Annotated in this window: 20 protein-coding genes; 13 read left to right on the top strand and 7 right to left on the bottom strand. The window is 65.1% G+C overall.

Features of this window, described 5'->3' with window-relative positions; translation table 11 throughout:
- Nucleotides 1–49 precede the first annotated feature (49 nt).
- Together D6B98_RS01415 and D6B98_RS01410 are read left to right on the top strand one after the other, a co-directional pair.
- Nucleotides 50–1243 (top strand): efflux RND transporter periplasmic adaptor subunit, encoded by a 1194-nt coding sequence (locus tag D6B98_RS01415; protein WP_126255166.1) that lies wholly within the window; start codon nt 50–52, stop codon nt 1241–1243.
- 10 nt (nt 1244–1253) lie between these two features.
- A complete protein-coding gene (locus tag D6B98_RS01410) occupies nt 1254–4409 on the top strand; it encodes an efflux RND transporter permease subunit (RefSeq protein ID WP_126255165.1) in 3156 nt (1051 codons plus the stop codon).
- 120 nt (nt 4410–4529) lie between these two features.
- Here the strand turns inward: D6B98_RS01410 and D6B98_RS01405 are convergent, their stop codons facing one another.
- Both D6B98_RS01405 and D6B98_RS01400 read right to left on the bottom strand, forming a co-directional pair.
- The gene (locus tag D6B98_RS01405) at nt 4530–6791 is read right to left on the bottom strand and encodes a cation:proton antiporter domain-containing protein (protein ID WP_126255854.1); all 2262 of its coding nucleotides are present in this window, start codon (nt 6789–6791) and stop codon (nt 4530–4532) included.
- A 385-nt stretch (nt 6792–7176) separates the two neighbouring features.
- The gene (locus D6B98_RS01400) at nt 7177–8349 is read right to left on the bottom strand and encodes an MFS transporter (RefSeq protein ID WP_126255164.1); all 1173 of its coding nucleotides are present in this window, start codon (nt 8347–8349) and stop codon (nt 7177–7179) included.
- Between the two features lie 52 nt (nt 8350–8401).
- Between D6B98_RS01400 and D6B98_RS01395 the strand changes: the two genes are divergently transcribed.
- Together D6B98_RS01395 and D6B98_RS01390 are read left to right on the top strand one after the other, a co-directional pair.
- Nucleotides 8402–9277 carry an AraC family transcriptional regulator gene (locus D6B98_RS01395; RefSeq protein ID WP_126255163.1) on the top strand — a complete coding sequence of 292 codons (876 nt, stop codon included), beginning with the start codon at nt 8402–8404 and terminating at the stop codon, nt 9275–9277.
- 362 nt (nt 9278–9639) lie between these two features.
- Complete coding sequence (locus tag D6B98_RS01390; RefSeq protein ID WP_126255162.1) at nt 9640–10992, top strand: malonyl-CoA decarboxylase; 1353 nt, start codon at nt 9640–9642, stop codon at nt 10990–10992.
- A 130-nt stretch (nt 10993–11122) separates the two neighbouring features.
- On the opposite strand, the gene tarD is transcribed toward D6B98_RS01390, so the two are convergent.
- The 5 genes from tarD to D6B98_RS01365 form a co-directional block, all read right to left on the bottom strand.
- Nucleotides 11123–12292 (bottom strand): D(-)-tartrate dehydratase, encoded by a 1170-nt coding sequence (tarD, locus tag D6B98_RS01385; protein WP_126255161.1) that lies wholly within the window; start codon nt 12290–12292, stop codon nt 11123–11125.
- 129 nt (nt 12293–12421) lie between these two features.
- Complete coding sequence (locus D6B98_RS01380; RefSeq protein ID WP_008559805.1) at nt 12422–12664, bottom strand: DUF3297 family protein; 243 nt, start codon at nt 12662–12664, stop codon at nt 12422–12424.
- Between the two features lie 11 nt (nt 12665–12675).
- Complete coding sequence (locus D6B98_RS01375; RefSeq protein WP_126255160.1) at nt 12676–13152, bottom strand: glutathione peroxidase; 477 nt, start codon at nt 13150–13152, stop codon at nt 12676–12678.
- A gap of 2 nt (nt 13153–13154) precedes the next feature.
- Complete coding sequence (locus tag D6B98_RS01370; RefSeq protein WP_126255159.1) at nt 13155–14555, bottom strand: amidase family protein; 1401 nt, start codon at nt 14553–14555, stop codon at nt 13155–13157.
- Nucleotides 14556–14759: 204 nt separating this feature from the next.
- Nucleotides 14760–15017, bottom strand: coding sequence for a DUF6894 family protein (locus D6B98_RS01365; RefSeq protein WP_126255158.1), 258 nt, complete (start codon nt 15015–15017; stop codon nt 14760–14762).
- Nucleotides 15018–15281: 264 nt separating this feature from the next.
- On the opposite strand from D6B98_RS01365, the gene pqqA reads away from it, so the two are divergent.
- From pqqA to D6B98_RS01320, 9 genes are all read left to right on the top strand, one after another.
- Nucleotides 15282–15362 (top strand): pyrroloquinoline quinone precursor peptide PqqA, encoded by an 81-nt coding sequence (pqqA, locus tag D6B98_RS01360; protein ID WP_007595659.1) that lies wholly within the window; start codon nt 15282–15284, stop codon nt 15360–15362.
- 130 nt (nt 15363–15492) lie between these two features.
- The gene (pqqB, locus tag D6B98_RS01355) at nt 15493–16422 is read left to right on the top strand and encodes a pyrroloquinoline quinone biosynthesis protein PqqB (protein ID WP_126255157.1); all 930 of its coding nucleotides are present in this window, start codon (nt 15493–15495) and stop codon (nt 16420–16422) included.
- Nucleotides 16423–16442: 20 nt separating this feature from the next.
- Nucleotides 16443–17198: a pyrroloquinoline-quinone synthase PqqC gene (pqqC, locus tag D6B98_RS01350; protein ID WP_430644559.1), complete on the top strand. Its 756-nt coding sequence runs from the start codon at nt 16443–16445 to the stop codon at nt 17196–17198.
- 11 nt (nt 17199–17209) lie between these two features.
- Nucleotides 17210–17521 (top strand): pyrroloquinoline quinone biosynthesis peptide chaperone PqqD, encoded by a 312-nt coding sequence (gene pqqD, locus D6B98_RS01345; protein WP_126255155.1) that lies wholly within the window; start codon nt 17210–17212, stop codon nt 17519–17521.
- Entirely contained in the window at nt 17518–18699 is a 1182-nt protein-coding gene (gene pqqE, locus D6B98_RS01340) for a pyrroloquinoline quinone biosynthesis protein PqqE (protein ID WP_126255154.1), read from the top strand. The genes pqqD and pqqE overlap by 4 nt, the downstream gene beginning before the upstream one ends.
- Entirely contained in the window at nt 18689–19675 is a 987-nt protein-coding gene (pip, locus tag D6B98_RS01335) for a prolyl aminopeptidase (RefSeq protein ID WP_126255153.1), read from the top strand. Before pqqE ends, pip begins: the two co-directional genes overlap by 11 nt.
- Nucleotides 19676–19817: 142 nt before the next feature.
- Nucleotides 19818–20495, top strand: coding sequence for a DUF4286 family protein (locus tag D6B98_RS01330; protein WP_126255152.1), 678 nt, complete (start codon nt 19818–19820; stop codon nt 20493–20495).
- A 224-nt stretch (nt 20496–20719) separates the two neighbouring features.
- Nucleotides 20720–22519 carry an FAD-dependent oxidoreductase gene (locus tag D6B98_RS01325; protein WP_126255151.1) on the top strand — a complete coding sequence of 600 codons (1800 nt, stop codon included), beginning with the start codon at nt 20720–20722 and terminating at the stop codon, nt 22517–22519.
- Nucleotides 22489–24336 carry a 2-oxoacid:acceptor oxidoreductase subunit alpha gene (locus D6B98_RS01320; protein WP_164718314.1) on the top strand — a complete coding sequence of 616 codons (1848 nt, stop codon included), beginning with the start codon at nt 22489–22491 and terminating at the stop codon, nt 24334–24336. Before D6B98_RS01325 ends, D6B98_RS01320 begins: the two co-directional genes overlap by 31 nt.
- Nucleotides 24337–24396 lie beyond the last annotated feature (60 nt).

Genomic DNA, 24396 nt, shown 5'->3' with positions numbered 1-24396 from the left:
CTTTTATTGCTAGCCTGCCGCACCGACAGACAGAATCGGGGGTTACCGAATGACCGCAACGAATCCCGCCACTGCCGCGCGACGCAATGGGGCGTGGAGGCATATCGGGCGGGTCCTTTCCGCTGCGGCGTTCGTGGCCTTGCTCGCCGGCTGCGAGGACAAGAACACGTTCGTGGCACCACCGCCGCCCAAGGTGGACGTGGCAACGCCCGTGCAGCGTCCGGTGACGCGCTACATCGAGGCCACCGGCAACACCGCGCCGATCAAGAGCGTCGATCTGGTGGCGCGGGTGCAGGGCTTTCTGCAATCGATCGACTATCAGGACGGCACCTTCGTCAAGCAGGGCACCCAGCTGTTCACGATCGAACCGGAGACCTACAAGCTCAAGCTCGAACAGGCGCAGGCGGCCGAGATCGGCGCGCAGGCCTCGGTCCGGCAGGCGGAAGCCGACTACAAGCGGCAGGCCGAGCTGGTGCAGCGCCAGGCCGTCTCGCAGGCCACGCTCGACACCTCCACGTCCAACCGCGACAATGCCCAGGCCAATCTGCAGCAGGCCCAGGCCAATACGAAACTCGCCGAGGTCAATTACGGTTACACCAAGGTGACGGCGCCGTTCGACGGCATCGTCAGCGCCCACATGGTCTCGGTCGGCGAACTCGTCGGCGTTTCCTCGCCGACCCAGCTCGCCACCATCGTGGCGATGGACCCGATCTACGTGAACTTCACCGTCAACGAGCAGGACGTGTTGCGCATCCGCGCCGAAGCCACCCGCCGCGGACTGACCCCCGCCGACATGAAGCAATTCCCGATTCAGGTGGGACTGCAGACCGAGACCGGCTATCCGCACGAGGGCAAGCTCGACTACGTCTCGCCGACGCTCAATCAATCCACCGGAACGCTGGCGGTGCGCGGCCTCATCGCCAACGACAAGCGGGTGCTGGTGCCGGGCTATTTCGTCCGCGTCCGCGTACCCTTCAGCCAGGAAAAGGACTCGCTGCTCGTTCCCGACGCCGCGCTCGGCAGCGACCAGGGCGGCCGCTATCTGCTGGTGGTCAACGGCGACAATGTCGTCGAGCAGCGCAAGGTGCAGATCGGGCCGCTCGACAACGGGCTGCGCGTGATCGAAAGCGGCCTGAAGCCGGACGACCGCATCGTCATCGCGGGGCTGCTGCGGGTGATCCCGGGTCAGAAGATCGATCCGCAGGTGACGAAGATCGAGCAGCCGCAAGCCTCGAGCAAGTAAGGGGCCAGCCATGATCTCAAAGTTTTTCATCGAGCGGCCGGTCCTCTCGAACGTCATCGCGCTGTTGATGATCCTGATCGGCGGCGTCGCGCTGTTCAACCTCGCCGTCGCGCAATATCCCGACGTCGTGCCGCCGACCGTGCAGGTCACCACGCGCTATCCCGGCGCCAGCGCCAAGACCGTGATCGACACCGTGGCGCTGCCGATCGAGCAGCAGGTCAACGGTGTCGAGGACATGCTCTACATGCAGTCCTACAGCGGCTCGGACGGCACCTATACGCTGACGGTGACCTTCAAGATCGGCACCGACCTCAACTTCGCGCAGGTGCTGGTGCAGAACCGCGTCTCCAGCGCGCTGTCGCAATTGCCCCAGGCGGTGCAGAACCAGGGCGTCACCGTGCAGAAGCGGTCGACCTCGATCCTCTTGTTCGTGACGCTGACCTCGCCGGATTCGCGTTACGACAGCCTCTACTTGAGCAACTACGCCACCATCAACATCCGCGACGAGCTCTCGCGCCTGCCCGGCGTCGGCAACGTCACCGTGTTCGGCGCCGGCCAGTATTCGATGCGGGTCTGGCTCGATCCGAACAAGCTGCAGGTCCGCGGGCTGGTGCCGCAGGACGTCATCCAGGCGATCCAGCAACAGAGCCAGCAGGTCGCCGCTGGCCAGGTCGGCGCGCCGCCGACGCCGCCGGGACAGGCGTTCCAGTACACGCTCAACGTCAACGGACGGCTCGATGACACCAGTCAGTTCGAGAACATCATCGTCAAGTCCGGCAGCAGCGGCGACGTCACGCGGGTGCGCGACGTCGGCTGGGTCGAGCTCGGCGCGCAGACCTACAGCCAGATCTTCTCGCTGAACAAGCAGCCGGCCGTCGGCATCGGCGTGTTCCAGTCGCCCGGCGCCAACGCGCTCCAGGTCGAGCAGGCCGTCGAGAAGAAGATGGCCGAGCTCGCCAAGCGGTTTCCGGAAGGCATCAGATACGACACGCCTTTCGACACCACCAAGTTCGTCGAGGCCTCGGTGCACGAGGTCTACATGACCCTGATCGAGGCCGGCCTGCTGGTGCTGGTCGTGATCCTGGTGTTCCTGCAGGACTGGCGCGCGATGCTGGTGCCGGCCACCACCGTGCCGGTCACCATCATCGGCGCCTTCGCCGCGATGGCGGCGCTCGGCTTCACCATCAACATGTCGACGCTGTTCGCGATCGTGCTGGCGATCGGCATCGTGGTCGACGACGCCATCGTCGTGGTCGAAGGCGCCGCGCACAACATCGAGCAGGGCATGAACGGCCACGATGCCGCGATCAAGGCGATGGACCAGCTGTTCGCGCCGATCGTCGGCATCACCCTGGTGCTGATCTCGGTGTTCCTGCCGGCCTCGTTCCTCGCGGGGCTGACGGGACGCATCTATTCGCAATTCGCGCTGGTGATCGCGGCGACCGCGCTTCTGTCCGCCATCAACGCGGCGACGTTGAAGCCGACGCAATGCGCGCTGTGGCTGCGGCCGGCGGTGCCGCCGGAGCAGCGCAATTTCTTCTATCGCGGCTTCAACGCGGTCTACGACCGTGTCGAGCGCGGCTACACGCGGCTGATCACCTTCCTCGTGAGACATGCCACCGTCTCGGTCGCGTTCGCGCTGCTGATCATCGGGGCCAGCGCCTACGGCCTGTCGCGGGTGCCGACCGGCTTCCTTCCGATCGAGGACCAGGGCTATCTGATCGCCGCCGTGCAGCTGCCCGACGGCGCCGCCTTGGAGCGGACCCAGAAGGTGCTCGACAGGGCCAGCGAGATCATCAAGGACACGCCCGGCGTGGCGCAGGTCATCACCATCGCCGGCATTTCCGCGCTCGACAACAGCGCGAGCCTCGCCAATGCCGGCGTCGCCTACATCATCCTGAAGGACTGGGACGCCCGCAAAGGGCCCGGCGAGGATCTGCGCTCGCTGGTCTACGGCCTCAACGACAAGCTCGCGACCATCATGGAGGCACGCACCATCGTGTTGCCGCCGCCGCCGATCCAGGGCATCGGCAACGCCGCGGGATTCTCGATGCAGGTCGAGCTGCGCGACGGCAACAGCGATTTCGCCAAGCTGCAGGCCATCACCGGCGCGGTGGTCTCGAACGGCCAGAGCCAGAGCGCGCTGCAGCGCGTGCAGTCCTCGTTCCGCTCCTCGGTGCCGCAATTCAACGTCGAGATCGACCGGGTCAAGACCCAGACGCTGCACGTCACCACCGATCAGGTGTTCGCGGCGCTGTCGACCTATCTCGGCTCGTCCTATGTCAACCAGTTCAACAAGTTCGGCCGCGTGTTCCAGGTCTATACGCAAGCCGACCCTGCCTTCCGCGTCACCGAGCGCGACATCGCCAACATGATGGTGCGCAATTCCAACGGCGACATGATCCCGATCGGCACCGTCGCCAAGATCACGCCGGCCACGGGGCCGTCGCTGATCAGCCTCTACAACCTCTATCCCTCCTCGACCGTGATCGGCCTGCCGGCACAGGGCTACTCCTCCGGCCAGTCGCTGAAGCTGATGGAGGAGATCGCGGACAAGACGCTGCCGCCCGGCACCGGCTACGAATGGACCGCGATGTCGTATCAGGAGAAGGCGGTCAGCAACCAGATCTACTGGGTGTTCGGCCTTGCCATGCTGCTGGTGTATCTAGTGCTCGCCGGCCAGTATGAGAGCTGGTACGCGCCGATTTCGGTGATCCTCGCCGTGCCGCTGTCGCTGCTGGGGCCGATGCTGATCCTTTCCGGACTCAAGATCGACAACAACCTCTATTGCCAGATCGGCCTGATCCTGCTGATCGCGTTGTCGGCCAAGAACGCGATCCTGATCGTCGAGGTCGGGCTCGAGCTGCACGGCCGCGACGGCAAGCCGGTGCTGGAAGCCGCGATCGAAGCGGCGCGCGCCCGCTTCCGCCCGATCCTGATGACCTCGTTCGCCTTCATCCTCGGCGTGGTGCCCCTGGTGCTCGCCACCGGCGCCGGCGCCAGCGCGCGCAAGTCGATCGGCATCACCGTGTTCTCGGGCATGCTGGCCTCGACCTGCCTCGCGGTGCTGTTCGTGCCGGCCTTCTTCGTGGTGGTGCAGCGTTTCGAGAACTGGCGGGCGAGCAAGAAGACGCCGAAGGCCCAGCCGGTGGCGGAGGTGAAGTAAGCGACCGCTATCGACCATGATAGTCATTGCGAGCGCAGCGAAGCAATCCAGGATCTTTCCGCGGAAAGAGTCTGGATTGCTTCGTCGCTTCGCTCCTCGCAATGACGGCGGAGAGAGATTTCAAGCCTTCTCCGCCGGAGCCTGCCTTGCCTCGCCGCTCGACACCAGCAGCACGGAGACCTTCGACTGCCGCAGCACGGCGTCGGCGACGCCGCCGAAGGAGAGATGATCGGCCTGGATGCGGTCGACGCCCATGACGACGAGATCGACATCGGTGGTGTCGATCTCGCGCAGGATCGCGGCTTCCGGCGCCCGGTTCACCCGCAGCGTGGTGGTGATGTCGACGTCGTAGCGGGCGGCGAGATCGCTGGCGTCCTTCAGGATGCTCGCCTCCTGGCCGAGGCCGCGGGAAGCGCCGCGCTGCGCGCCCTTGTCGCGCGTGGTCGCGACATAAATCACCCGGAGCGAGCCTGATCCTGCTTGCGCCAGCGCGACCGCGACCTCGGCGCCGCGCTTGGAGATGCCGCTGCCGGAGACCGGAACGAGGATGTTGAGCCCGTCGGGGTTCGGCTGCTTCAGGTGCTTGCCCTTTGCCGCGGCGATCGCGAGCGGTCCCTCAAACGTCGCGGCGATGTCCTCGATCTTGCGGTCGAAGCGATCCTTGGTCGCGGCAACCTTGTCGATGCCGACGACGAGGAGATCAAAACCCTTGCGCGCCTCCTCGGTGATGGTCTCGCCGAGCTCGGCACGCCTTGCGCGGGTGACCACGTCGATGCTGCCGGCTTCGCTCTCGCTGCTGACGGAAACGGCCGCCTTCTTCACCACGGCTTCGTGGCTCTTCTCCTCCTCGCGGCCCTTCTCCTGCTCCTTCGCGTTTCGGCCGATATGCAGCACGGTGATCGGCAGGCCGCGCATGCCGGCGATCAGGCCCGCGAGGTGGGCGGCAAAGGTGGCATTGACGCTTTCGTCCACCGCCAGCAGGGGCCGCTCGAGATTGGCGAGGAAGCCGCGCTTCTCGAATGCCTCCCGCTCCAGCCGCTCCTTCTCCTCCTGGTTGATCGGCAGCCTCGCCAGCGCTGCGCGCAGCATCGGGGGCATCGCCATCGTGGTCACGATCGCCATGGTCACGATCATCGTGAACAGGTTCTGGCTGAGCACGCCGATCGACAGGCCGATGGTGGCGATGATCACCTCGGTCGAGCCGCGCGCGTTCATGCCGCTCGCGAGCGCGAGCGATTCCCGATTGTTCAGGCCGCCCAATGTGCCGCCGACGAAGGCGCCGCCGAACTTGCCGACGCTGGCAATCACGACCAGGAGGCCGGTGAACATCAGGAGATTGGGATCGCGCAGCACCGAGAGATCGGCGGCAAGGCCGGCGAGGCCGAAGAACACCGGCATGAAGAAGCTGGAGATCAGGCCGCGCAGGCGCTCGTCGATCTGCCGCGTCAGGATCGGGGACTCCCCGACCAGGATGCCGGCGACGAAGGCGCCCAGCACGGTGTGGACGCCGATGGCATGCGTGATCATCGCCATCACGCACATCAGCAGCAGGATCACCGTGATGACCGCCGCGGCGCTGACGAGATTGTCGTTGGCCCAGCGGATCAGCTGAAACACCAGGCGGCGGCCGATCGTGAAGCTGACCGCGAGAAATAGCAGCGTCCCCAGCACCGCCTTCGCCACCGAGGCAATGTCCAGCGTGCCGTGCGAAGCCAGGCTGAAGATGACGGCGATGAGGATCCAGCCGATGGTGTCGTCGATGACGGCGGTCGCGACGATGATCTGCCCGACATTGCGGCGCATGAAGTTCATCTCGCGCACGACCACCGCGACGATCTTGACCGAGGAGATCGACAGCGCCGTGCCCATGAACAGCGAAGCCACCAGGCGCTGTTCCGGGTTGGGCAGCAGCGCATCGGGCAGGAACTCGCCGAGTGCGAAGCCGCAGGCAAAAGGCACGACGATGCCGGCGATCGAGATCGCGATCGCGGCCCTGCCGACCTTGCGGACCAGCTTGAGATCGGTCTCCATGCCGGTGAGCAGCAGCAGGAGCAGGATGCCCAATTGCGCGATGCCGTCGATCATCGCCTTCTGCTCGGGCGACTTGGGGAAGATCGCGTGCTGCGCCTCCGGCCAGACCCAGCCGAACAGCGATGGCCCGAGAATGATGCCGGCGAGCAATTCGCCGATCACCGAGGGCTGACCGACGCGCATCATGATCTCGCCGAGGCCGCGGCCGACCGCGATCAACAGCACGATCTGCGCCACCAGCAGCAATTCGGACGGGCCGGCCGATTTGCCAGTTTCAGCGCCGGCCGCGATGGTGGTGAGGACGAGCGCCGCGGGGACGAGGCCGGCCGATCGGAGCAGGCGCGACAGCATGCAGATGATTACCCCCTTCACCCCCGGCGTCGGGGCCATGGGAATAGAACCCGCAGGAGGTGGAGCCGGTTCCAGACGTGTGAGGGAGCCGGCGACAACAAAACGCGAAAACAACCCCATGCACAGTAGGGATGGGGTTGAGAACGCTCGGGAAAATTTCGGCCTTGCCGAAGCGGTTTGCGCCGTCGGGCAAAACAGGGGCAGAGTGGCATGCTGGATGGCGTGCGTGATGGGCCGCTCCGTTCCCCGTCATTCCGGGGCGTCGCGCAGCGACGAGCCCGGAATCCATTTCTCCGCAGTCGCTGCCGCCCGATGGATTCCGGGTTCGCGCTGACGCGCGCCCCGGAATGACGATGTGGAGACAGTTGCCCGCCTCACAAAGACCTCACACCGCCTGCGGCGTCCTGATCTCGCGCGGCAGGATGATGGCGGCTGCGATCGCGAGCAGGCAGAGCGCGGCGAAGGCGTGCAGCATGGTGACGAAGCCGCCCTGCTCGTAGAGCCAGGCGACCAGGCCGACCGAGGCCCCCGCCGCGGTGAAGCCGATGAAGTAACGCACGGCATAGGCGCGCGAGCGCCATTCCTCGCTGGTGTATTTGCCGACCATGGCGTCGTTGACCGTGACCTGCCCGAACGCCCCCATGACGATGCCGATCGAGACCAGGATCAGCGGCAGATTCTCCAGGCTCGCGGCAAGATACAGGAGCGGCGCCAGCATGAAGGACAGCGGCAATGCCACCGTCTTCAGCGAATAGCGGTCGAGCAGCCGGCCGATCGTGTATTGCGTCATCGCGCCGAACACGTAGACGCAGGCGGCGATGACCCCGAGCAGCGCCGGGCTCTTGGTCAAATCCGCCAGCCGCTCCGCGAACAGTTTTGGCAGCGCCACGGTGACGGCATTGAACGTGGTGGAGATTGCGATCACGACGATCAGCAGCGACAGCACCACGCGCCACATGTCCTGCTTGGCCACCCGCGCCTGCGCCGCCGCCTGCCTGGCGCCCTTGCGGTCCTCGTGCACGACCATCATCGCAAAGGCGATGCCGATCAGGATCGTGACCGCGCCGGGAATGATGAAGGCGAAACGCCAGCCGAGATATTGGCCGATCACGCCGGTGACGAGCGCGGAGGAAGCCACGCCGAGATTGCCCCAGACCCCGTTGATGCCCATCTCGCGGCCGAGCCGGTCGGCGTAAGACACGATCACGGCGGTGCCGACGGGATGATAGATCGAGGCAAAGATGCCGATCGCAAGCAGCGCGGCGCCGAGCTGCGCCGGGGTCTGCACGAAGCCGACCGCGACCATGGATGCCCCGATGCCGACGAAGAAGATCAGCATCATGTGGCGGCGGCTCCAGCGGTCGCCGAGCCAGCCGGTCAGCAGCGAGCCGGCCCCGAAGGCAACGAAGCCCGGCGTCGCGTAAGGCAGGAGTTCCGAATAGGCCATGCCCAGCGCCGGGCCCATGATGATGACGGCGGCTGCGAAGATCAGCATCGAATAATGGTCGATGAAATGGCCTGCGTTGACGAAACTGATGACCCGACTGGGGCTGTTCATTCCCGAATCCTCTCCTGCTCCGAAATGAGTTATATGTCCTCCCCATGACGGGATGCTGCCAATGACTGTCTTTGAAACGCCAATCTTGGAAACGCCAATCCTGCGGGAGGTCCGCAGCAACCATCGCTCGCCCGCGGGCGTGCACCTGGTTGCGCGCGACTATCCCAGGGGCCTGCGGATCGAACCGCACCTGCACCGCGAGGCGCAGCTGATCTATGCGGCCAAGGGCACCATGCAGGTGACGACGCCGGGGGGACGCTGGCTGGTGCCGCCGGACCGCGCGGTCTGGGTGCCGGCCGGGCTTCAACATGCCATCGACCTGCTCGCCGACATCGAGATGCGCACGCTGTATTTCGACCTGTCGTGGCTCAAGCGCGAGCAGCGCTATGACGGCCTGACCAGGGAATTCGTGGTGCGGGTGTCGCCGCTGCTGAACCAGGCGATCCTGGCGCTGTTCGACCCGCGCAACACCGAGGAGCGCACCGAGCTCCTGGTGCGCCTGGTGATGCTGGAATTGCACCAGGCCGAGGATTCCACCACCTTCGTGCCGCTGCCGCGCGAAGTGCGCTGCCGCCGCGCCGCGATGATCGTGCTCGACGACCCCACGGGGCTACACGACATCGACACGCTGGCGCGGGAGGTCGGAACCTCGGCGCGGACGCTGTCGCGGCTGTTCTCGACGGAAACGCAGCTCAGCTTCAAGAGCTGGTGCCAGCGCGCGCGGATCGCCGCGGCGATCCAGCGGCTGTCGACCGACGCCAGCGTGTCGGTGAAGCAGCTCGCGACCCAGCTCGGCTATGCCAGCGTGCCGGCGTTCTCGGCCGCGTTCCGCCAGGTGACGGGACGGACGCCGACGGAGTTTGCCACACTCTCCGTGTCATCGCACGCGAAGTTGGGCGATCCAGTATTCCAGGGACGGCGCGGCTAGAATCGAGAACCTGCGGCGTACTGGATGCCCCGGACAAGCCGGGGCATGACACCTTTGGTGTGGTGGAAATCGTAGGATAGGCAAATCAAAGCGACTTGTCCGCCATAGCTCGAAGAGCGACGGCGGAAGCGTGCCCACGTCTTTCCCTGTCATCGACAGAAGGTGGGCACGGCGATTTGCGCCTTTGCCCACCCTAAGGCGGCGCAGCCCTCGGTGACATTGTCCGCATTGAACGGCATGCCGGCATTCTCCAAACGCACGGCCCGACTAAAGTTGCCGCATTCCTCCGCTTGATTGTGATCGGCTTCCACCCAAATCCCGTGTAAGCTTCCGCAACGCACAAACCTGATACGAAAGCCCCTATGGCCAACGCCTTCTTCTCCGACCTGCTCGCCACCATCTCCGAGCGCGGCCGCACGCTGCTTCGTCGCGGCGAATCCGCCGACACCGGACGGGATGCCGACGGACTGCTCGAGCTGTGCGATGCGCTGCTGTCGGGCCGGGGCGAAGCATCGGGTATCGCCATCGCGCGCGAGGTGCTCGACATTTACCGGGAGCTCGATGCGGCGGGACGCCGCGCCTTCTTCGAAGGCTTGGTGCGCGATTTCGGCCCGGACCGGGAGCGCCTGTCCAAGGCGATCGAGACATGGCGCGCCGCGCCGAGCGACGAAGACGCGAGCTCGTTGCATTTCGCCTCGGAGCCGCGGCGGCAGGAGCTGATCCGCAGGCTCAACCGCGCGCCCGGCGGCACCGGCGACCTCGTCGCCATGCGCGCCGATCTGCTCGACATGATGAACGGGCACACCGATCTCGCCGCGCTCGACCGCGACGTCTCGCATCTTCTTTCTTCGTGGTTCAACAGGGGGTTTCTCGTGCTGCGCAGGATCGACTGGTCGACACCGGCCAACATCCTCGAAAAGATCATCCGCTACGAAGCCGTGCACGAGATCTCCGACTGGGACGATCTGCGCCGCCGCATCGATCCGGTCGACCGCCGCTGCTACGCCTTCTTCCACCCCGCGATGGTGGACGAGCCCCTGATCTTCGTCGAGGTGGCGCTGACCGAGACGATCCCGGGCGCGATCGCGCCGCTGCTTGCGGTCGACCGCCGGCATCTGCCGATCGAGCGTGCGCGCACCGCCGTGTTCTATTCGATCTCCAACACCCAGCGCGGCCTTGGCGGCATCTCCTTCGGCAGCTTCCTGATCAAGCAGGTGGTGGAGGAGCTGCGGCGCGAGACGCCGAAGCTCGACACCTTCGTGACGCTGTCGCCGGTGCCCGGCTTCATGGCCTGGGTGAAGCAGGACAAGGATCTGCCGCTGTCGGACGAGGACCGCGAGGTGCTGAAGCGCCTGGACGATCCCAAATGGTTCGAGAACCCCGAGACGACGACGCTGCTCCGCGGCGTGATCGAGCCCCTCGCCGCGCATTACTTCCTCAAGGCGCGCACGCCGAAGGGCAAGCTGATCGATTCCGTCGCCCGCTTCCATCTCGGCAACGGCGCAAGGCTCGAGCGCATCAACTGGTTAGGCGACCTCTCACCGAAGGGATTGCGCGAATCCGCCGGCGTGATGGTCAACTACCTCTACCGCCTCGACGACATCGAGAAGAACCACGAGGCCTACGCCAATGACGGCGAGGTGGTGGCCTCGAGCGCGGTGAAGAAGCTGCTGAAGGGCGAAGGACGAAGGCTCTTGGATATGCGGTTGTCGTAGGGGCGGTCGACTCGCACCACATTCGTCATTGCGAGGAGCGTAGCGACGAAGCAATCCAGACCGCTTCGACGGAGAGATCCTGGATTGCTTCGCTGCGCTCGCAATGACGGAGTGTGCGGCACCAGCCGCCCTACTCCGCCAGCGCCTTCATCTCCTTGTAGAGATCCGACTTGCCTTCGAAGCCGATGCCCGGCAAATCCGGCATGGTGATGTGGCCGTTCTCGACGCGGACGCCGTCGGGGAAGCCGCCATAGGGCTGGAACAGGTCGGGATAGCTCTCGTTGCCGCCAAGGCCTAAGCCCGCTGCGATGTTGAGCGACATCTGGTGGCCGCCGTGAGGGATGCAGCGGCTGGGCGACCAGCCGTGGGTCTTCAGCACTTCCAGCGTGCGCTGGTATTCGCACAGGCCGTAGGACAGCGCGCAGTCGAATTGCAGCCAGTCGCGATCCGGGCGCATGCCGCCGTAGCGGATCAGATTGCGGGCGTCCTGGTGGCTGAAGAGATTCTCGCCCGTCGCCATCGGGCCGGGATAGAATTCGGCCAGCGCGGCCTGCAGCGCGTAGTCGAGGGGATCGCCGACCTCCTCGTACCAGAACAGCGGATAGTCGCGCAGCATCTTGGCGTAGGCGATGCCGGTCTCCAGGTTGAAGCGGCCGTTGGCGTCGACGGCGAGCTGCGCGTCCTTGCCGATCTCTTCCAGCACGGCCTCGATGCGCTTGCGGTCCTCGCCGATATCGGCACCACCGATCTTCATCTTCACGACATTGTAGCCGCGATCGAGATAGCCGCGCATCTCGCCGCGCAGCATCGACAAGCCCTTGCCCGGATAGTAATAGCCGCCGGCGGCGTAGACGAAGACGCGCGGATTGGCTTTGACGCCGTGCCGTTCGGCGAGCAGACGGAACAGCGGCTTGCCGGCGATCTTCGCCACCGCGTCCCACACCGCCATGTCGATGGTGCCGACCGCGACCGAGCGCTCGCCATGGCCGCCGGGCTTCTCGTTCGTCATCATCGCGGCCCAGACCCTGTCGGGGTCGAGATGGCCGCCGGCTTCATCGAGCAACGACTTCGGATCGGCCTCCAGGATGCGCGGGGCAAAACGCTCGCGGATCAGGCCGCCCTGGCCGTAACGGCCGTTGGAATTGAAGCCGTAGCCGACGACGCGCTTGCCATCGCGCACCACATCGGTGACGACGGCGACGAGGCTCGTCGTCATCTTGGTGAAGTCGATATAGGCGTTGCGGATCGGGGACGAGATCGGCTTGGTGATCTCGCGGACGTCGACGATGCGGACGGACATGGGGTGGCCTTTCACTTTCGTCATTGCGAGGAGCGAAGCGACGAAGCAATCCAGACTGCCTCAACGGTGAGATTCTGGATTGCTTCGCTTCGCTCGCAATGACGTGGGGAGAGCGCGCGCGCTCAGAAGCTATTTCTTGTCCCTGAAATACGGCTCGACCGGCCCGTGCACCTTGATGGTCAGCGGGTTGCCGTGGCGGTCCTTGGCGTTGCCGGCGGTAACGCGGACCCAGCCTTCGCTGATGCAGTACTCCTCGACATTGGTCTTCTCGATGCCCTTGAAGCGGATGCCGACGTCGCGCGACAGGATGTCCGCGTTGTAATAGGGGCTGTTCGGATCGACCGACAGGCGGTCCGGAAATTCGTCGCTCATGATTGTCTCGCTCACAACAGTGTTTCGATTTGAGTCCGCAATCCTTCCGGCCGGGCGGTCGGCGCGTAGCGTGCGACCACGCGGCCCTCACGGTCCACCAGGAATTTGGTGAAATTCCATTTGATGGAGGCCCCTAGCAGGCCCGATTGCTGGCGTTTCAGGTACTCATACAGGGGGTGCGCATTTGCGCCGTTGACGTCGATCTTGGCGAACAACGGAAAGGTGACGTCGTAATTGCTCGAGCAGAACGCCTGGATCTCGCTCGCCTGCCCCGGCTCCTGCGCCCCGAACTGGTTGCAGGGAAAGCCGAGCACGGAGAAGCCGCGCGGCGAGAGATCGCGGTGCAGATCCTCCAGGCCGCGATATTGCGGCGTGAAGCCGCATTTGCTCGCGGTGTTGACGATCAGCAGCACCTGTCCCTCGAAACGTCTCAGCGGCACCTCCTCGCCGGCAAGCGAGTTGGCCTTGAAGTCGTAAATAGCAGACATCGCTAGCCCACGGGGTCGATCGGCGACGGCGGCACGCCGCCGGCTTCGATCGCCTCGCCCGCGAGCAGGCAAAGGTCTTCGCGGTAGCGGCCGGAGACGACATGCACGCCGACCGGCGCCTTGCCGACGAGGCCGGTGGAGACCACGAGGCCCGGCAATCCCATGAAGGGAATTGCGATCTGCGGCAGCTGCGCTTCCCAGACCCGCTTGAAGGATTCGTCGTCCTTGCAGTCGAGGTGATCCGGGAACGGCAGCTCGCCCGAGACCGGCGTCAGCAGCACGGCATATTTTTCGAAGAACAGCATCCACTCACGGGTCAGCGTGGCGCGTCGGGTCAGCGCCTTGGCGTAATTGGCCTGGTCCATCGGCGTCACCCTGGCGCGGTTGCCGCGCAGACACGCCAGCGCGCCGGGATCGCCCTCGCGCTCGGCCATCTCGAGCTGCGCCTCATAGCCATCGCCGAGCCAGAGCTTGATCTGCCACTCCACCGCCTCGCGCATCGGCGGCGTGTCCTCGATCACATCGACGGTCCAACCGGCGCGCTCCAGCCGCTTGCCGGCATCGCTCACCGCCGCCTTCACCTCCGGAGTGGTGGCAAGGCCGCCGGGATTGAGGCAAAGCGCGGCGCGCTTGTCCCGCGCGGGGCCTTGGAGCGGCACCGGTACGAACCAGGGATCGCGGATGTCGCGGGCCGCCATCGCTTCGAGCGAAATCCTGAGGTCGTTGACGGTGCGCGCCAGCGGACCCGACACCGCCATGATCTGCGGCCCGATCGGGCGCTCCGGCAGCGCGGGATTGAAGGCGGGGATGCGGCCGAGGGTCGGACGCAGGCCATGCACGCCGCAGGCATAGGCAGGATAGCGGATCGAGCCGGCAATATCGGTGCCGTGGGCGATGTGGCCGATGCCGGCCGCGACCGCCGAACCGGCGCCGCCCGAGGAGCCGCCCGGGGTCAGCGATGCATCGCGCGGATTCTTGGTGTCGCCGTGGATGAGATTGGTGGTGAACCAGCGATAGGAGAAGGCCGGGCAATTGGTGCGGCCGAGCAAAATGGCGCCGGCCCTGCGGAAATTGGCGACGACAGGATTGTCCTCGCGCGCGATCACGTCGCGCTGCAGTTTCAAGCCGTTGGTGGTGGCAAAGCCTTCCTGGTCGACATTGGCCTTGATGGTGACGGGCACGCCGGCGAGCACACCGGGATCCTCGCCTCGCGCGATGGCGGCATCGACGACGTCGGCCTGCTTGAGCACGTCGTCCGGCCGGTGGTCGATCACCGCATTGAGCTGGGGATTGACGGCATCGAGCCGGGCGAGACCGGCCTTGGCCGCCTCCCTGGCGGAGACTTTCCTGGATTTGACGAGGGTGGCGAGGTCGGCGGCCGACAGGCGCCAGAGATCTTGCATGGCTTGCTCCGTGTATCCGGCGTCTTTTAGCGCCGGGAACGCGGCAAAGCCATGCGGATTTCGCAGGGGTGGAGGGGGGCGCGGGACGACGCCACATTCTCCGTCATTGCGAGGAGCCCTTGTGACGAAGCAATCCAGAACCCCTCCGTGGAGGCAGTCTGGGTTGCTTCGCTACGCTCGCAATGACGGGGAGAGAGCGGGGTTTCAATGCCTTGTCGCGGACGGATCGGGCAGGTCCAGCAGCGCCTCGGTGAAGGGAAACTCCAGCACGACCTCGCCTTCGTCGTCGGTCACCTCGATCACCGCCTCGAGCAGGGCCCGCTGGGCGCCTTCCGACTTCACCACCTCCAGGATCATCTGGCGGGCGACCTCCCAGGCGCCATCGGGGTTGCGCAGGTCCTCTCCGTCAGGATCCACGATCAGTTCGTCGCCGATACGGGTGTTGAAGAAATATCTGGGCATGCCTGATCCAATGGGGTCGCCAGCAGACGATTGGAAGCCGTTCTAAACTCACAACTCGTTTATCCCGACAGGGATCACGACCTATCGGCGGTTCTTGCCGATGTCCATTGCGGATTTTTGCGGCCGCAATGCGCTCTCTTTGCAGTGCAACAATTCCGCAGGCCTACTACCTAGGTCCGGGAAAATTTCACTAGCGAACTTCTCCGCCCGCATTAACTTAGCGGGTGGGCGGATACGTCCGAATTCGAGAAATGGAGAGCCAAAATGGCATGGAAAGCCCCGAAGATCGTCGAAGTGCCCTGTGGCATGGAGATCAACATGTATGTGAGCGCCACCCGCAAGTAAGCCGGTCGGCGATCTCGCGTTCTGCGGCGGTGGATCTTTCGGTCACGAGGCGTTTCCGAAGGAAAGAATCTGTGTCGGCATTTGCGTCGGCCTGAGATCCACCGCGCGTGTTCCTTCCAGGAGACGGATCATGCTTCGCGTCGTCGTCCTGGGCGCCGCCGCCGGCGGCGGAGTTCCCCAGTGGAATTGCGGCTGCGAGGGCTGCCGGGCGGCCCGCAAAGGCGGGCCCGAGCTGCACCGGACGCAGGCCTCGGTCGCCTTCAGCGGCGACGGCGAGAGCTGGTTCCTGATCAACGCCTCCCCCGACCTGCGCCAGCAATTGAATGCCACGCCGCAACTGCACCCCAGGGCTGGGGCGCTGCGCCATAGCCCGATTGCGGGCGTGATCCTGACCAACAGCGAAGTGGATGCGGTGGCGGGCCTGCTCTCGATGCGCGAGAGCTCGCCGTTCACGATCTATGCGCATGACAAGGTGCTGGCGATCCTCGCCAGCAACAGCATCTTCAACGTGCTGAACGAGAAGCACGTGCGGCGCCAGCCGATTTCGATCCGCGAGCCGTTCGAGCCGTGCCTCACGCACGGCGCACGTTCCGGACTGGAAGTGCTGCCTTTCGCGGTCTCAGGCAAGTCGGCCTGGTATCTGGAAGGCAAGGCGCATCCCGGCGGGACCAGCGGCGACGGCGATACGCTGGGCCTGAAGATCACCGACAAGGCGACCGGCAAATATTTCTACTTCATCGCGGCCTGTGCCGACGTGACCGACGCGCTCAAGGCCGAGATCGACGGCGCCTCGCTCGTTTTCTTCGACGGCACGGTCTGGCGGGACGACGAGATGATCAGGGCTGGCCTCGGCCACAAGACCGGCAAGAGCATGGGACATGTCGCGATGTCCGGCGACGACGGCGCCATCGCGCGGCTGGCCGATCTCGATATCGACAGGAAGATATTTCTGCATATCAATAACTCGAACCCGGCGCTGCTGCCTGCCTCACCCGAGCGCAAGGCCGCTGAGGCGGCGGGCTGGCAGATACCGGCGGATGGAACGGAGATCGTGCTGTGAATGCGGCATCAATGACTGGAATGACTGCGCTCTCGATCGGCAGGGATATCAGGCTCAACTCGGCCGAGGAGCTCGAGGCGACGCTGCGCCATATCGGGGCGACGCGCTATCACAGCCTGCATCCGTTCCATAAGCTGCTGCATGGCGGCAAGCTGAACAAGGGCCAGGTGCAGGCCTGGGCGCTCAACCGCTACTATTACCAGAGCACGATACCGATCAAGGACGCGGTGGTGATCTCGCGCTTCCGCGACCGCGCCACGCGCCTGGAATGGCGCCACCGCATCGAGGACCATGACGGCGATGTCGGCGCCGAAGGCGGCATCGAGCGCTGGATCAAGCTGACCGAGGGTCTCGGCCTCGACACCGCCTACGTGGAATCCACCGAGGGCATCTTGCCGGCGACGCGCTTCGCGGTGGAGGCCTACGTGCACTATTGCCGCGAGAAGAGCCCGCTGGAGGCGATCGCCTCCTCGCTCACCGAGCTGTTCGCGCCGAGCATCCACGAGGAGCGCATCGCGGGCATGCTGCAGCACTACGATTTCGTCAATCCTGACACCATGAGCTACTTCAAGCGCCGCCTGACGCAGGCGCCGCGCGATGCCAATTTCGCGCTCGACTATGTCAAGACGCACGCCACGACGCCGGAGCAGCGCGCGCAGGTTTGCAACGCGCTTATCTTCAAGACCAACGTGCTGTGGGTGCAGCTCGACGCGCTCCAGCACGCCTATGTCGAGGGCCATATTCCGCCGGGCGCGTTCGTGCCCAAAGCGGGCTGAGAGGAAGATCGATGGCCGGGCCGCGGAACATCAGCGTCAGCGAGGCAAGCCGCCCCGTGCTGCCGCGGCATGCCAAGCTGAAATATGACGAGACCCGAAAGGTCTGGGTGATCCTGGCGCCGGAGCGGGTGCTGGCGCCTGACGAGATCGCGGTCGAGGTGCTGCAGCTCTGCGACGGCAAGCGCAGCGTCGGCGACGTCTCCGATCAGCTCGCGGCGAAATACGCCGCTCCCCGCGAGGCGATCCTGGCCGACGTCATCGTCATGCTGCAGGATCTCGCCGACAAGGGCTTTCTCACCGAGATCAGGGAGAAGACGTCATGAGCGACGTGACCATCCCAGCCAGCGACAGCCTGGCGGTGCTGGAGAAGCAGCGCTCGACCGCGGAGACGTTCGGCATTCCGCTGGCGGTGCTGCTCGAGATCACGCATCGCTGCCCGCTGCAATGTCCCTATTGCTCCAACCCGGTCGAGCTCGACCGCTCGGGCAAGGAGCTGACCACCGAGGAATGGAAGAAGGTCTTGAGCGAGCTCGCCGAGATCGGCGTGCTCCAGGTGCATTTCTCCGGCGGCGAGCCGACCGCGCGGAAAGATCTCGTCGAGCTGGTGAAGCACGCCAGCGAGGTCGGGCTCTACAGCAATCTGATCACCTCGGCCGTGCTGTTGACGCGCGAGCGTTTGCGTGAGCTTGCCGATGCCGGGCTCTGCCATGTGCAGATCTCGTTCCAGGGCATCGAAGAGGGCCTCGCCGACCGCGTCGCCGGCTACAAGGGCGGGCATCGCAAGAAGCTCGAAGTGGCGAAATGGACGCGCGAGCTCGATTTGCCGCTCACCGTGAACGCGGTGATGCATCGGCAGAACCTGCACCAGCTGCCTGACATCATCCAGATGTCGCTCGATCTCGACGCCGACCGGCTCGAGGTCGCCAATGTCCAGTATTACGGCTGGGCGCTGAAGAACCGCGCCGCCTTGATGCCGACAGTGGCGCAGCTGGACGAGTGCACTGAAATCGTCGAGGCGGCGCGCGAGCGGCTGAAGGGTCGGCTGACGATCGACTATGTCGTTCCGGATTATTACGCGCTGCGGCCGAAGAAATGCATGGGCGGCTGGGGCCGGCAGTTCTTCAACATCTCGCCCGCCGGCAAGGTGCTGCCCTGCCACGCCGCCGAGAGCATCACCGGGCTCGAGTTCGAATCCGTCCGCTCCAATCATTCGATCGCCTGGATCTGGCAGAATTCCGAGGCCTTCAACCGCTATCGCGGCACCGGCTGGATGAAGGAGCCGTGCAAGTCTTGCGAGTTCCGCGAGATCGATTTCGGCGGCTGCCGCTGCCAGGCCTTTGCGCTGACCGGGGACGCCGCCAACACCGATCCGGCCTGCGCGCTGTCGCCACTGCACGAGACCATCTTCAAGCAGGCCGAGCGCGAGGCCGAGGGCGAGACCAGCCGCTTCCTCTATCGCAATTTCGCCGGCGGCACCCTGGAATCCGAGAATGGGACCTGACGCCGACGCAGGCTCCGCAGCGAGACGCGCCGATCCGTTTGCGCCGCTGACGTCCGAAATGCTCGACGTCGGCGACGGCCATGAGCTCTACGTCGAGAGCGTCGGCCGCAGCGACGGCATTCCCGCGATCTACCTGCACGGCGGACCCGGCAGCGGCTGCCAGCCGGATCATCGCCGGCTGTTCGATCCTGATCGTTTCTGCGCCGTGCTGTTCGACCAGCGCGGCTGCGGCCGCAGCCGGCCCAAGGGATCGCGCGCCCACAACACCACCGCCGATCTGGTCGCGGACATCGAGACAATCCGCGCGAAGTTCAGCTTTGAGCGCTGGATCGTGGTCGGCGGCTCCTGGGGGGCGACGTTGGCGCTGGCGTATGCAGAGGCGCATCCCGATCGCGTCTCGGGCATTGCCCTGCGCGCGACGTTCCTCGGCACGCGGGCCGAGGTCGAGACCGCGTTCACGGTGCGCCTGCCGCAATTCTACCCCGCCCTCTCCGAGGATTTTCTGAGCGTGCTGCCGCCGGAAGAGCGCGACCGGCCCGTGGACGCCTATTGGCGCCGCATCCTCGACGCCGATCCGGCCGTGCACGGACCTGCGGCGCGGGCCTGGCACGACACCGAGCGCGCCTTGTCCGAGCACAAGGCGGCCAAGAATCGGCTCGACCTTGCCTCACTGAACGTCTGGCGCACGTTGCCGGCGACGCCGTTCATGGAGGCGCATTATTTCATCAACGATTCCTTCATGAGCGAAGGCCAGCTGTTGCGGAACGTGGGCCGGCTCGAAGGCATTCCCGGCATTATCGTGCAGGGCCGCTACGACCTGCTCTGTCCGCCGCAGACCTCTCAGGCGCTGGCGAAAGTCTGGCCGGGTTCCGAGCTTCGCGTCGTGGAAGAAGCCGGACATTCGCTCTATGATGCCGGCGTGAGGGATGCGGTGATGAAGTCGATCGCAGACCTCGCATCGAAGATCGCTCGCTAGGGTCTATCTCCTCATCCTGAGGAGCGCTCGGAGAGCGCGTCTCGAAAGATGGAAGGCCCGGTGCGACAGCGGGGCCTTCATGGTTCGAGACGGCGCTTTCGCGCCTCCTCACCATGAGGGTCTGGAAGCAAGGACAAGAAGAATGCCGCTCGCCGGGAAGGGCATGCTGCTGACGTCGATGAATATCGACGTTTCAGATGAAGCCGATTTCAACCGCTGGTACGATCGCGAGCATCTGGAAGAGCGGGTCGCGATCGACGGATTTCTCGAAGCGCGGCGCTATGTCGCGCATGCCGCCAATCCCAAATACCTCTGCCTGTACTCGACCGCGACGCTCGAGGTGCTCGACAGCCCAGCCTACAAGGCGCGGCTGGCGAACCCGACCGAATGGTCGCGGCAGACCATGGCGCGCTTCAAGGACATGCTCCGCGTGGTCGCGCGGATCACCGTCAGCAACGGCACCGGACGCGGGGCAGCTCTCGGCCTGGTGCGGCTGCGGCCGACGCCGGACAATGCCGCGGCATGGCGTGATGCGCTGCAAGAAAAGCTGACGCCCGAGCGGCGCGACGGCATCGCCTCGATGCACCTGCTCGAAAGCGAGCCGGAATTGTCCGGCGCGACGGCGGACATTCCGGCGGTGCGCAACGAAGGCGCGCGCGACTGGTTCGTCCTGATCGACGGCACGCATGTCGGCGCGGTCTCCGCCGTGATCGCCGAGCGCTTCACCGGCCCGGCAGCGGCGCCCCTCCCGCTCCCGGTCTCGGTCGGCACCTACTGCCTGATGTGGGATCTCGCGAAGAGCGATCTCGCGCGCCGCTGATGCTGCTCGCACGCATCGCAACATGCTGCACCGCACGCGCGCCCTTAATGCTGTGAACGCGTAGCTCCCATGAAGGCGCGCGCGAAACTTTGCCGTTGTACTTGGGAACGGTTCTAATAAGCTAACCCAATGACGTCATTCAGAAACCAGATCGACGCGCGTTAAGCGTTCGCCAAGCTCAGAAGAGGCCGCCGGGTCTTTGAGCCTGCGCGGACAGGGTAGGAATGAAACCGACCGATATTGCGGCCCCCGACTACTTTCACAAAGTGGTCGATTGCCAATGGGCCTGTCCTGCGCACACCCCGGTTCCCGAATACATCCGACTGATCGCCCAAGGCCGCTACAGCGACGCCTACATGATCAATTGGAAGTCGAACGTGTTTCCCGGAATTCTGGGACGCACCTGCGATCGTCCGTGCGAGCCGGCGTGCCGGCGTGGGCGCGTCGAGGAAACCCCTGTCGCGATCTGCCGCCTCAAGCGCGTCGCCGCCGATTTCAAGGACGACATCAGGCAGCGCCTGCCGCGGCCCGCGCCGAACAACGGCAAGCGCGTTGCGCTGGTCGGCGGCGGGCCCGCTTCGCTGACGGTGGCGCGCGATCTGGCGCCGCTCGGCTATCACTGCACCGTGTTCGATGCCGATCCGGAAGCCGGCGGCATGATGCGCACGCAGATCCCGAAATTCCGCCTGCCCAATTCGGTGATCGACGAGGAGACCGGCTACATCCTGGGTCTCGGCGTCGAATTCAAAGGCGGTCACCGCATCGAGAGCATGAAGGCGCTGCTCGCGGAGAAGTACGACGCGATCTTCGTCGGCTCCGGCGCACCGCGCGGCCGCGAGCTCGACATTCCCGGCCGCAAGGACGCAGCGGCCAATATCCATATCGGCATCGAATGGCTGGCCTCGGTCTCGTTCGGCCATACCGACAAGATCGGCAAGCGCGTGGTCGTGCTCGGCGGCGGCAACACCGCGATGGATTGCTGCCGCACCGCGCGCCGGCTCGGCGGCGAGGACGTCAAGGTCGTCGTCCGCTCCGGCTTCGAGGAGATGAAGGCCTCGCCCTGGGAGAAGGAGGATGCGCTCCACGAGGACATTCCGATCCTCAATTTCCTGGTCCCCGTCGCCTTCATCCATGACAACGGCAAGCTCACCGGCATCACCTTCCAGAAGGTGAAGGCCGAGTACGATGCCAAGGGACGCCGCAACCTCGTGCCCTCGGGTGAGCCGGACCAGACCATCGCATGCGACGACGTGCTGGTCGCGGTCGGCCAGGAGAACGCCTTCCCCTGGATCGAGCGGGATTGCGGCATCGAGTTCGACAAATGGCACATGCCCAAGGTCGATCCCAAGACCTTCGTCTCGACCAATCCAAAGGTGTTCTTCGGCGGCGACGCCGCGTTCGGGCCGAAGAACATCATCTGGGCGGTCGCGCACGGCCACGACGCCGCGCTGTCGATCCACAGGATGCTCTCGGGCGAGGACATCACCGAGCGGCCGCTGCCCGACGTGCAGGTCTCGTCGCAGAAAATGGGCATCCACGAATGGAGCTATGACAACGACATCTCCGTCGACAAGCGCTACAAGGTGCCGCATCGCGACAAGGTGATCGCGCTGAAGGACATCCGCGCCGAGGTCGAGCTCGGCTACGACGTCAAGCTCGCGCTCGGCGAAGCGCATCGCTGCCTGAACTGCGACGTGCAGACCGTGTTCTCGACCTCGCTCTGCATCGAGTGCGATGCGTGCGTCGACATCTGCCCGATGGATTGCATCACCTTCACCGCCAATGGTGAGGAAAGCGATCTGCGCCAGCGCTTGAAGGCACCCTCGCTGCATCCCGACCAGGACCTCTACGTCTCCTCCGATCTCAAGACCGGGCGGGTGATGGTGAAGGACGAGGACGTCTGCCTGCATTGCGGGCTGTGCGCCGAGCGCTGTCCCACCGGCGCCTGGGACATGCAGAAATATTACATCGAGATGACCCACGCAGGTTCGACATGTCCGACAAAAAGCCGATCAGCAGCGTAAACGACTTCGTCGTCCGCTTCGCCAACGTCAACGGCTCGGGCTCGGCCAGCGCCAACGAGATGTTCGCGCGCGCGATCCTGCGCCACGGCGTTCCGGTCTCCCCGCGCAACATCTTCCCCTCCAACATCCAGGGCCTGCCGACCTGGTACGAGGTGCGGGTGACGGAAGCCGGCCATCTCGGCGCCCGCGGCGGCGTCGACATGATGGTGGCGATGAACCCGCAGACCTGGGACAAGGACGTCGCCGGCATCGAGCCCGGCGGCTACCTGTTCTACGATTCGACCAAGCCGATGCCGTCGACCAAGTTCCGTGACGACATCACCGTGATCGGCGTCCCCTTAACCGCTATCACCAACTCGACCTACACCGATCCGCGCCAGCGCCAGCTGTTCAAGAACATCATCTATCTGGGCGCGCTCTCGGCCCTGCTCGACATGGACCCGAAGCTGATCGAGCAGCTGATCGGCGAGCAGTACAAGGGCAAGGAGAAGCTGTTGTCCTCCAACGTCCACGCGCTGCATCTCGGCCGCGACTGGGCGCTGCAGAACCTGAAATGCCCGATCGGACTTCGCGTGAAGAAATCCGACAAGGTCGGCGACCGCATCTTCATCGAAGGCAACAGCGCCGCCGCGCTCGGCGCCGTCTACGGCGGCGCCACGGTGTGCGCCTGGTATCCGATCACGCCGTCCTCGTCGGTGGCGGAGGCCTTCACCGCTCATTGCACGAAGTACCGGCACGATCCTGAGACCGGCAAGGCGAAATACGCGATCGTGCAGGGCGAGGACGAGCTGGCCTCGATCGGCATCGTGATCGGCGCGTCCTGGAACGGCGCCCGCGCCTTCACCGCGACCTCAGGTCCCGGCATCTCGCTGATGACCGAGTTCATCGGCCTTTCGTATTTTGCCGAGATCCCGGCCGTGATCATGAACATCCAGCGTGCCGGCCCCTCGACGGGCATGCCGACCCGCACCCAGCAATGCGACATCATCGCCTGCGCCTATGCCTCGCACGGCGACACCAAGCATGTGCTGCTGTTCCCGGAAGACCCGGCCGAGGCGTTCGAGTTCGCGGCCGCCGCCTTCGATCTCGCCGAGCGGCTGCAGACCACGATCTTCCTGATGCTCGACCTCGACATCGGCATGAACCACCGGCTCTGCCGTCCGCTGAAATGGGACGATGCCAGGCAGTATGATCGCGGCAAGGTGATGACCGCGGAGATGCTGGAAGAAGGCCGCGACTTCGGCCGCTATCTCGACGTTGATGGCGACGGCATTCCCTACCGCACCTATCCCGGCACGCATCCGACCAAGGGCTCCTATTTCACCCGCGGCACCTCGCGCGACCGCTATGCGCGCTATTCCGAGGAAGGCTCGGTCTACGCCGACAACATGCAGCGCCTGATGCGCAAGTTCGAGACCGCGCAGGATCTGGTGCCGCGGCCGTTGCAGGCCAATGCGGAACGGCCGACCAAATATGGCGTGATCTATTTCGGCTCGACCTCGCCGGCCATGGACGAGGCGATCGGCCTGTTGGAAGCGCGCGGGCATCAGCTCGACCGGCTGCGCATTCGCGCCTTCCCGTTCCATTCGAGCGTGGCGAGCTTCCTCGCCGAGCACGACTTCGTCTACGTGGTCGAGCAGAACCGCGACAGCCAGCTGCGTCAGCTCATCGTCAACGAGAACGGCATCGATCCCGTGCGCCTCGTGCCGATCGTGCACTACGACGGCACCCCGATCACCGCCCGCTTCATCGCCAAAGCCATCGGCGACCACCAGGATCACCTCAAGGTGACCCCGCTCCGCAAGGCCGTGTCATGACCGTCGCCTTGCTATCTCTTCCGTCATGCCCGCGCTTGTCGCGGGCATCCACGCCTTTCT

It is taken from the genome of Bradyrhizobium sp. LVM 105 (assembly GCF_003957705.1).
Taxonomy (GTDB): domain Bacteria; phylum Pseudomonadota; class Alphaproteobacteria; order Rhizobiales; family Xanthobacteraceae; genus Bradyrhizobium; species Bradyrhizobium frederickii.
The sequence above is the reverse complement of the archived record's forward strand: the minus strand, read 5'-3'. Positions and strand labels throughout refer to the sequence as shown.

What these genes read in the sequence shown, in the direction of transcription:
- D6B98_RS01415 (WP_126255166.1), top strand. Translation starts at nt 50, where the DNA reads ATGACCGCAACGAATCCCGCCACTGCCGCGCGACGCAATGGGGCGTGG.
- D6B98_RS01410 (WP_126255165.1), top strand. Translation starts at nt 1,254, where the DNA reads ATGATCTCAAAGTTTTTCATCGAGCGGCCGGTCCTCTCGAACGTCATC.
- D6B98_RS01405 (WP_126255854.1), bottom strand. Translation starts at nt 6,791, where the DNA reads ATGCTGTCGCGCCTGCTCCGATCGGCCGGCCTCGTCCCCGCGGCGCTC.
- D6B98_RS01400 (WP_126255164.1), bottom strand. Translation starts at nt 8,349, where the DNA reads ATGAACAGCCCCAGTCGGGTCATCAGTTTCGTCAACGCAGGCCATTTC.
- D6B98_RS01395 (WP_126255163.1), top strand. Translation starts at nt 8,402, where the DNA reads ATGCTGCCAATGACTGTCTTTGAAACGCCAATCTTGGAAACGCCAATC.
- D6B98_RS01390 (WP_126255162.1), top strand. Translation starts at nt 9,640, where the DNA reads ATGGCCAACGCCTTCTTCTCCGACCTGCTCGCCACCATCTCCGAGCGC.
- tarD (WP_126255161.1), bottom strand. Translation starts at nt 12,292, where the DNA reads ATGTCCGTCCGCATCGTCGACGTCCGCGAGATCACCAAGCCGATCTCG.
- D6B98_RS01380 (WP_008559805.1), bottom strand. Translation starts at nt 12,664, where the DNA reads ATGAGCGACGAATTTCCGGACCGCCTGTCGGTCGATCCGAACAGCCCC.
- D6B98_RS01375 (WP_126255160.1), bottom strand. Translation starts at nt 13,152, where the DNA reads ATGTCTGCTATTTACGACTTCAAGGCCAACTCGCTTGCCGGCGAGGAG.
- D6B98_RS01370 (WP_126255159.1), bottom strand. Translation starts at nt 14,555, where the DNA reads ATGCAAGATCTCTGGCGCCTGTCGGCCGCCGACCTCGCCACCCTCGTC.
- D6B98_RS01365 (WP_126255158.1), bottom strand. Translation starts at nt 15,017, where the DNA reads ATGCCCAGATATTTCTTCAACACCCGTATCGGCGACGAACTGATCGTG.
- pqqA (WP_007595659.1), top strand. Translation starts at nt 15,282, where the DNA reads ATGGCATGGAAAGCCCCGAAGATCGTCGAAGTGCCCTGTGGCATGGAG.
- pqqB (WP_126255157.1), top strand. Translation starts at nt 15,493, where the DNA reads ATGCTTCGCGTCGTCGTCCTGGGCGCCGCCGCCGGCGGCGGAGTTCCC.
- pqqC (WP_430644559.1), top strand. Translation starts at nt 16,443, where the DNA reads ATGACTGCGCTCTCGATCGGCAGGGATATCAGGCTCAACTCGGCCGAG.
- pqqD (WP_126255155.1), top strand. Translation starts at nt 17,210, where the DNA reads ATGGCCGGGCCGCGGAACATCAGCGTCAGCGAGGCAAGCCGCCCCGTG.
- pqqE (WP_126255154.1), top strand. Translation starts at nt 17,518, where the DNA reads ATGAGCGACGTGACCATCCCAGCCAGCGACAGCCTGGCGGTGCTGGAG.
- pip (WP_126255153.1), top strand. Translation starts at nt 18,689, where the DNA reads ATGGGACCTGACGCCGACGCAGGCTCCGCAGCGAGACGCGCCGATCCG.
- D6B98_RS01330 (WP_126255152.1), top strand. Translation starts at nt 19,818, where the DNA reads ATGCCGCTCGCCGGGAAGGGCATGCTGCTGACGTCGATGAATATCGAC.
- D6B98_RS01325 (WP_126255151.1), top strand. Translation starts at nt 20,720, where the DNA reads ATGAAACCGACCGATATTGCGGCCCCCGACTACTTTCACAAAGTGGTC.
- D6B98_RS01320 (WP_164718314.1), top strand. Translation starts at nt 22,489, where the DNA reads ATGTCCGACAAAAAGCCGATCAGCAGCGTAAACGACTTCGTCGTCCGC.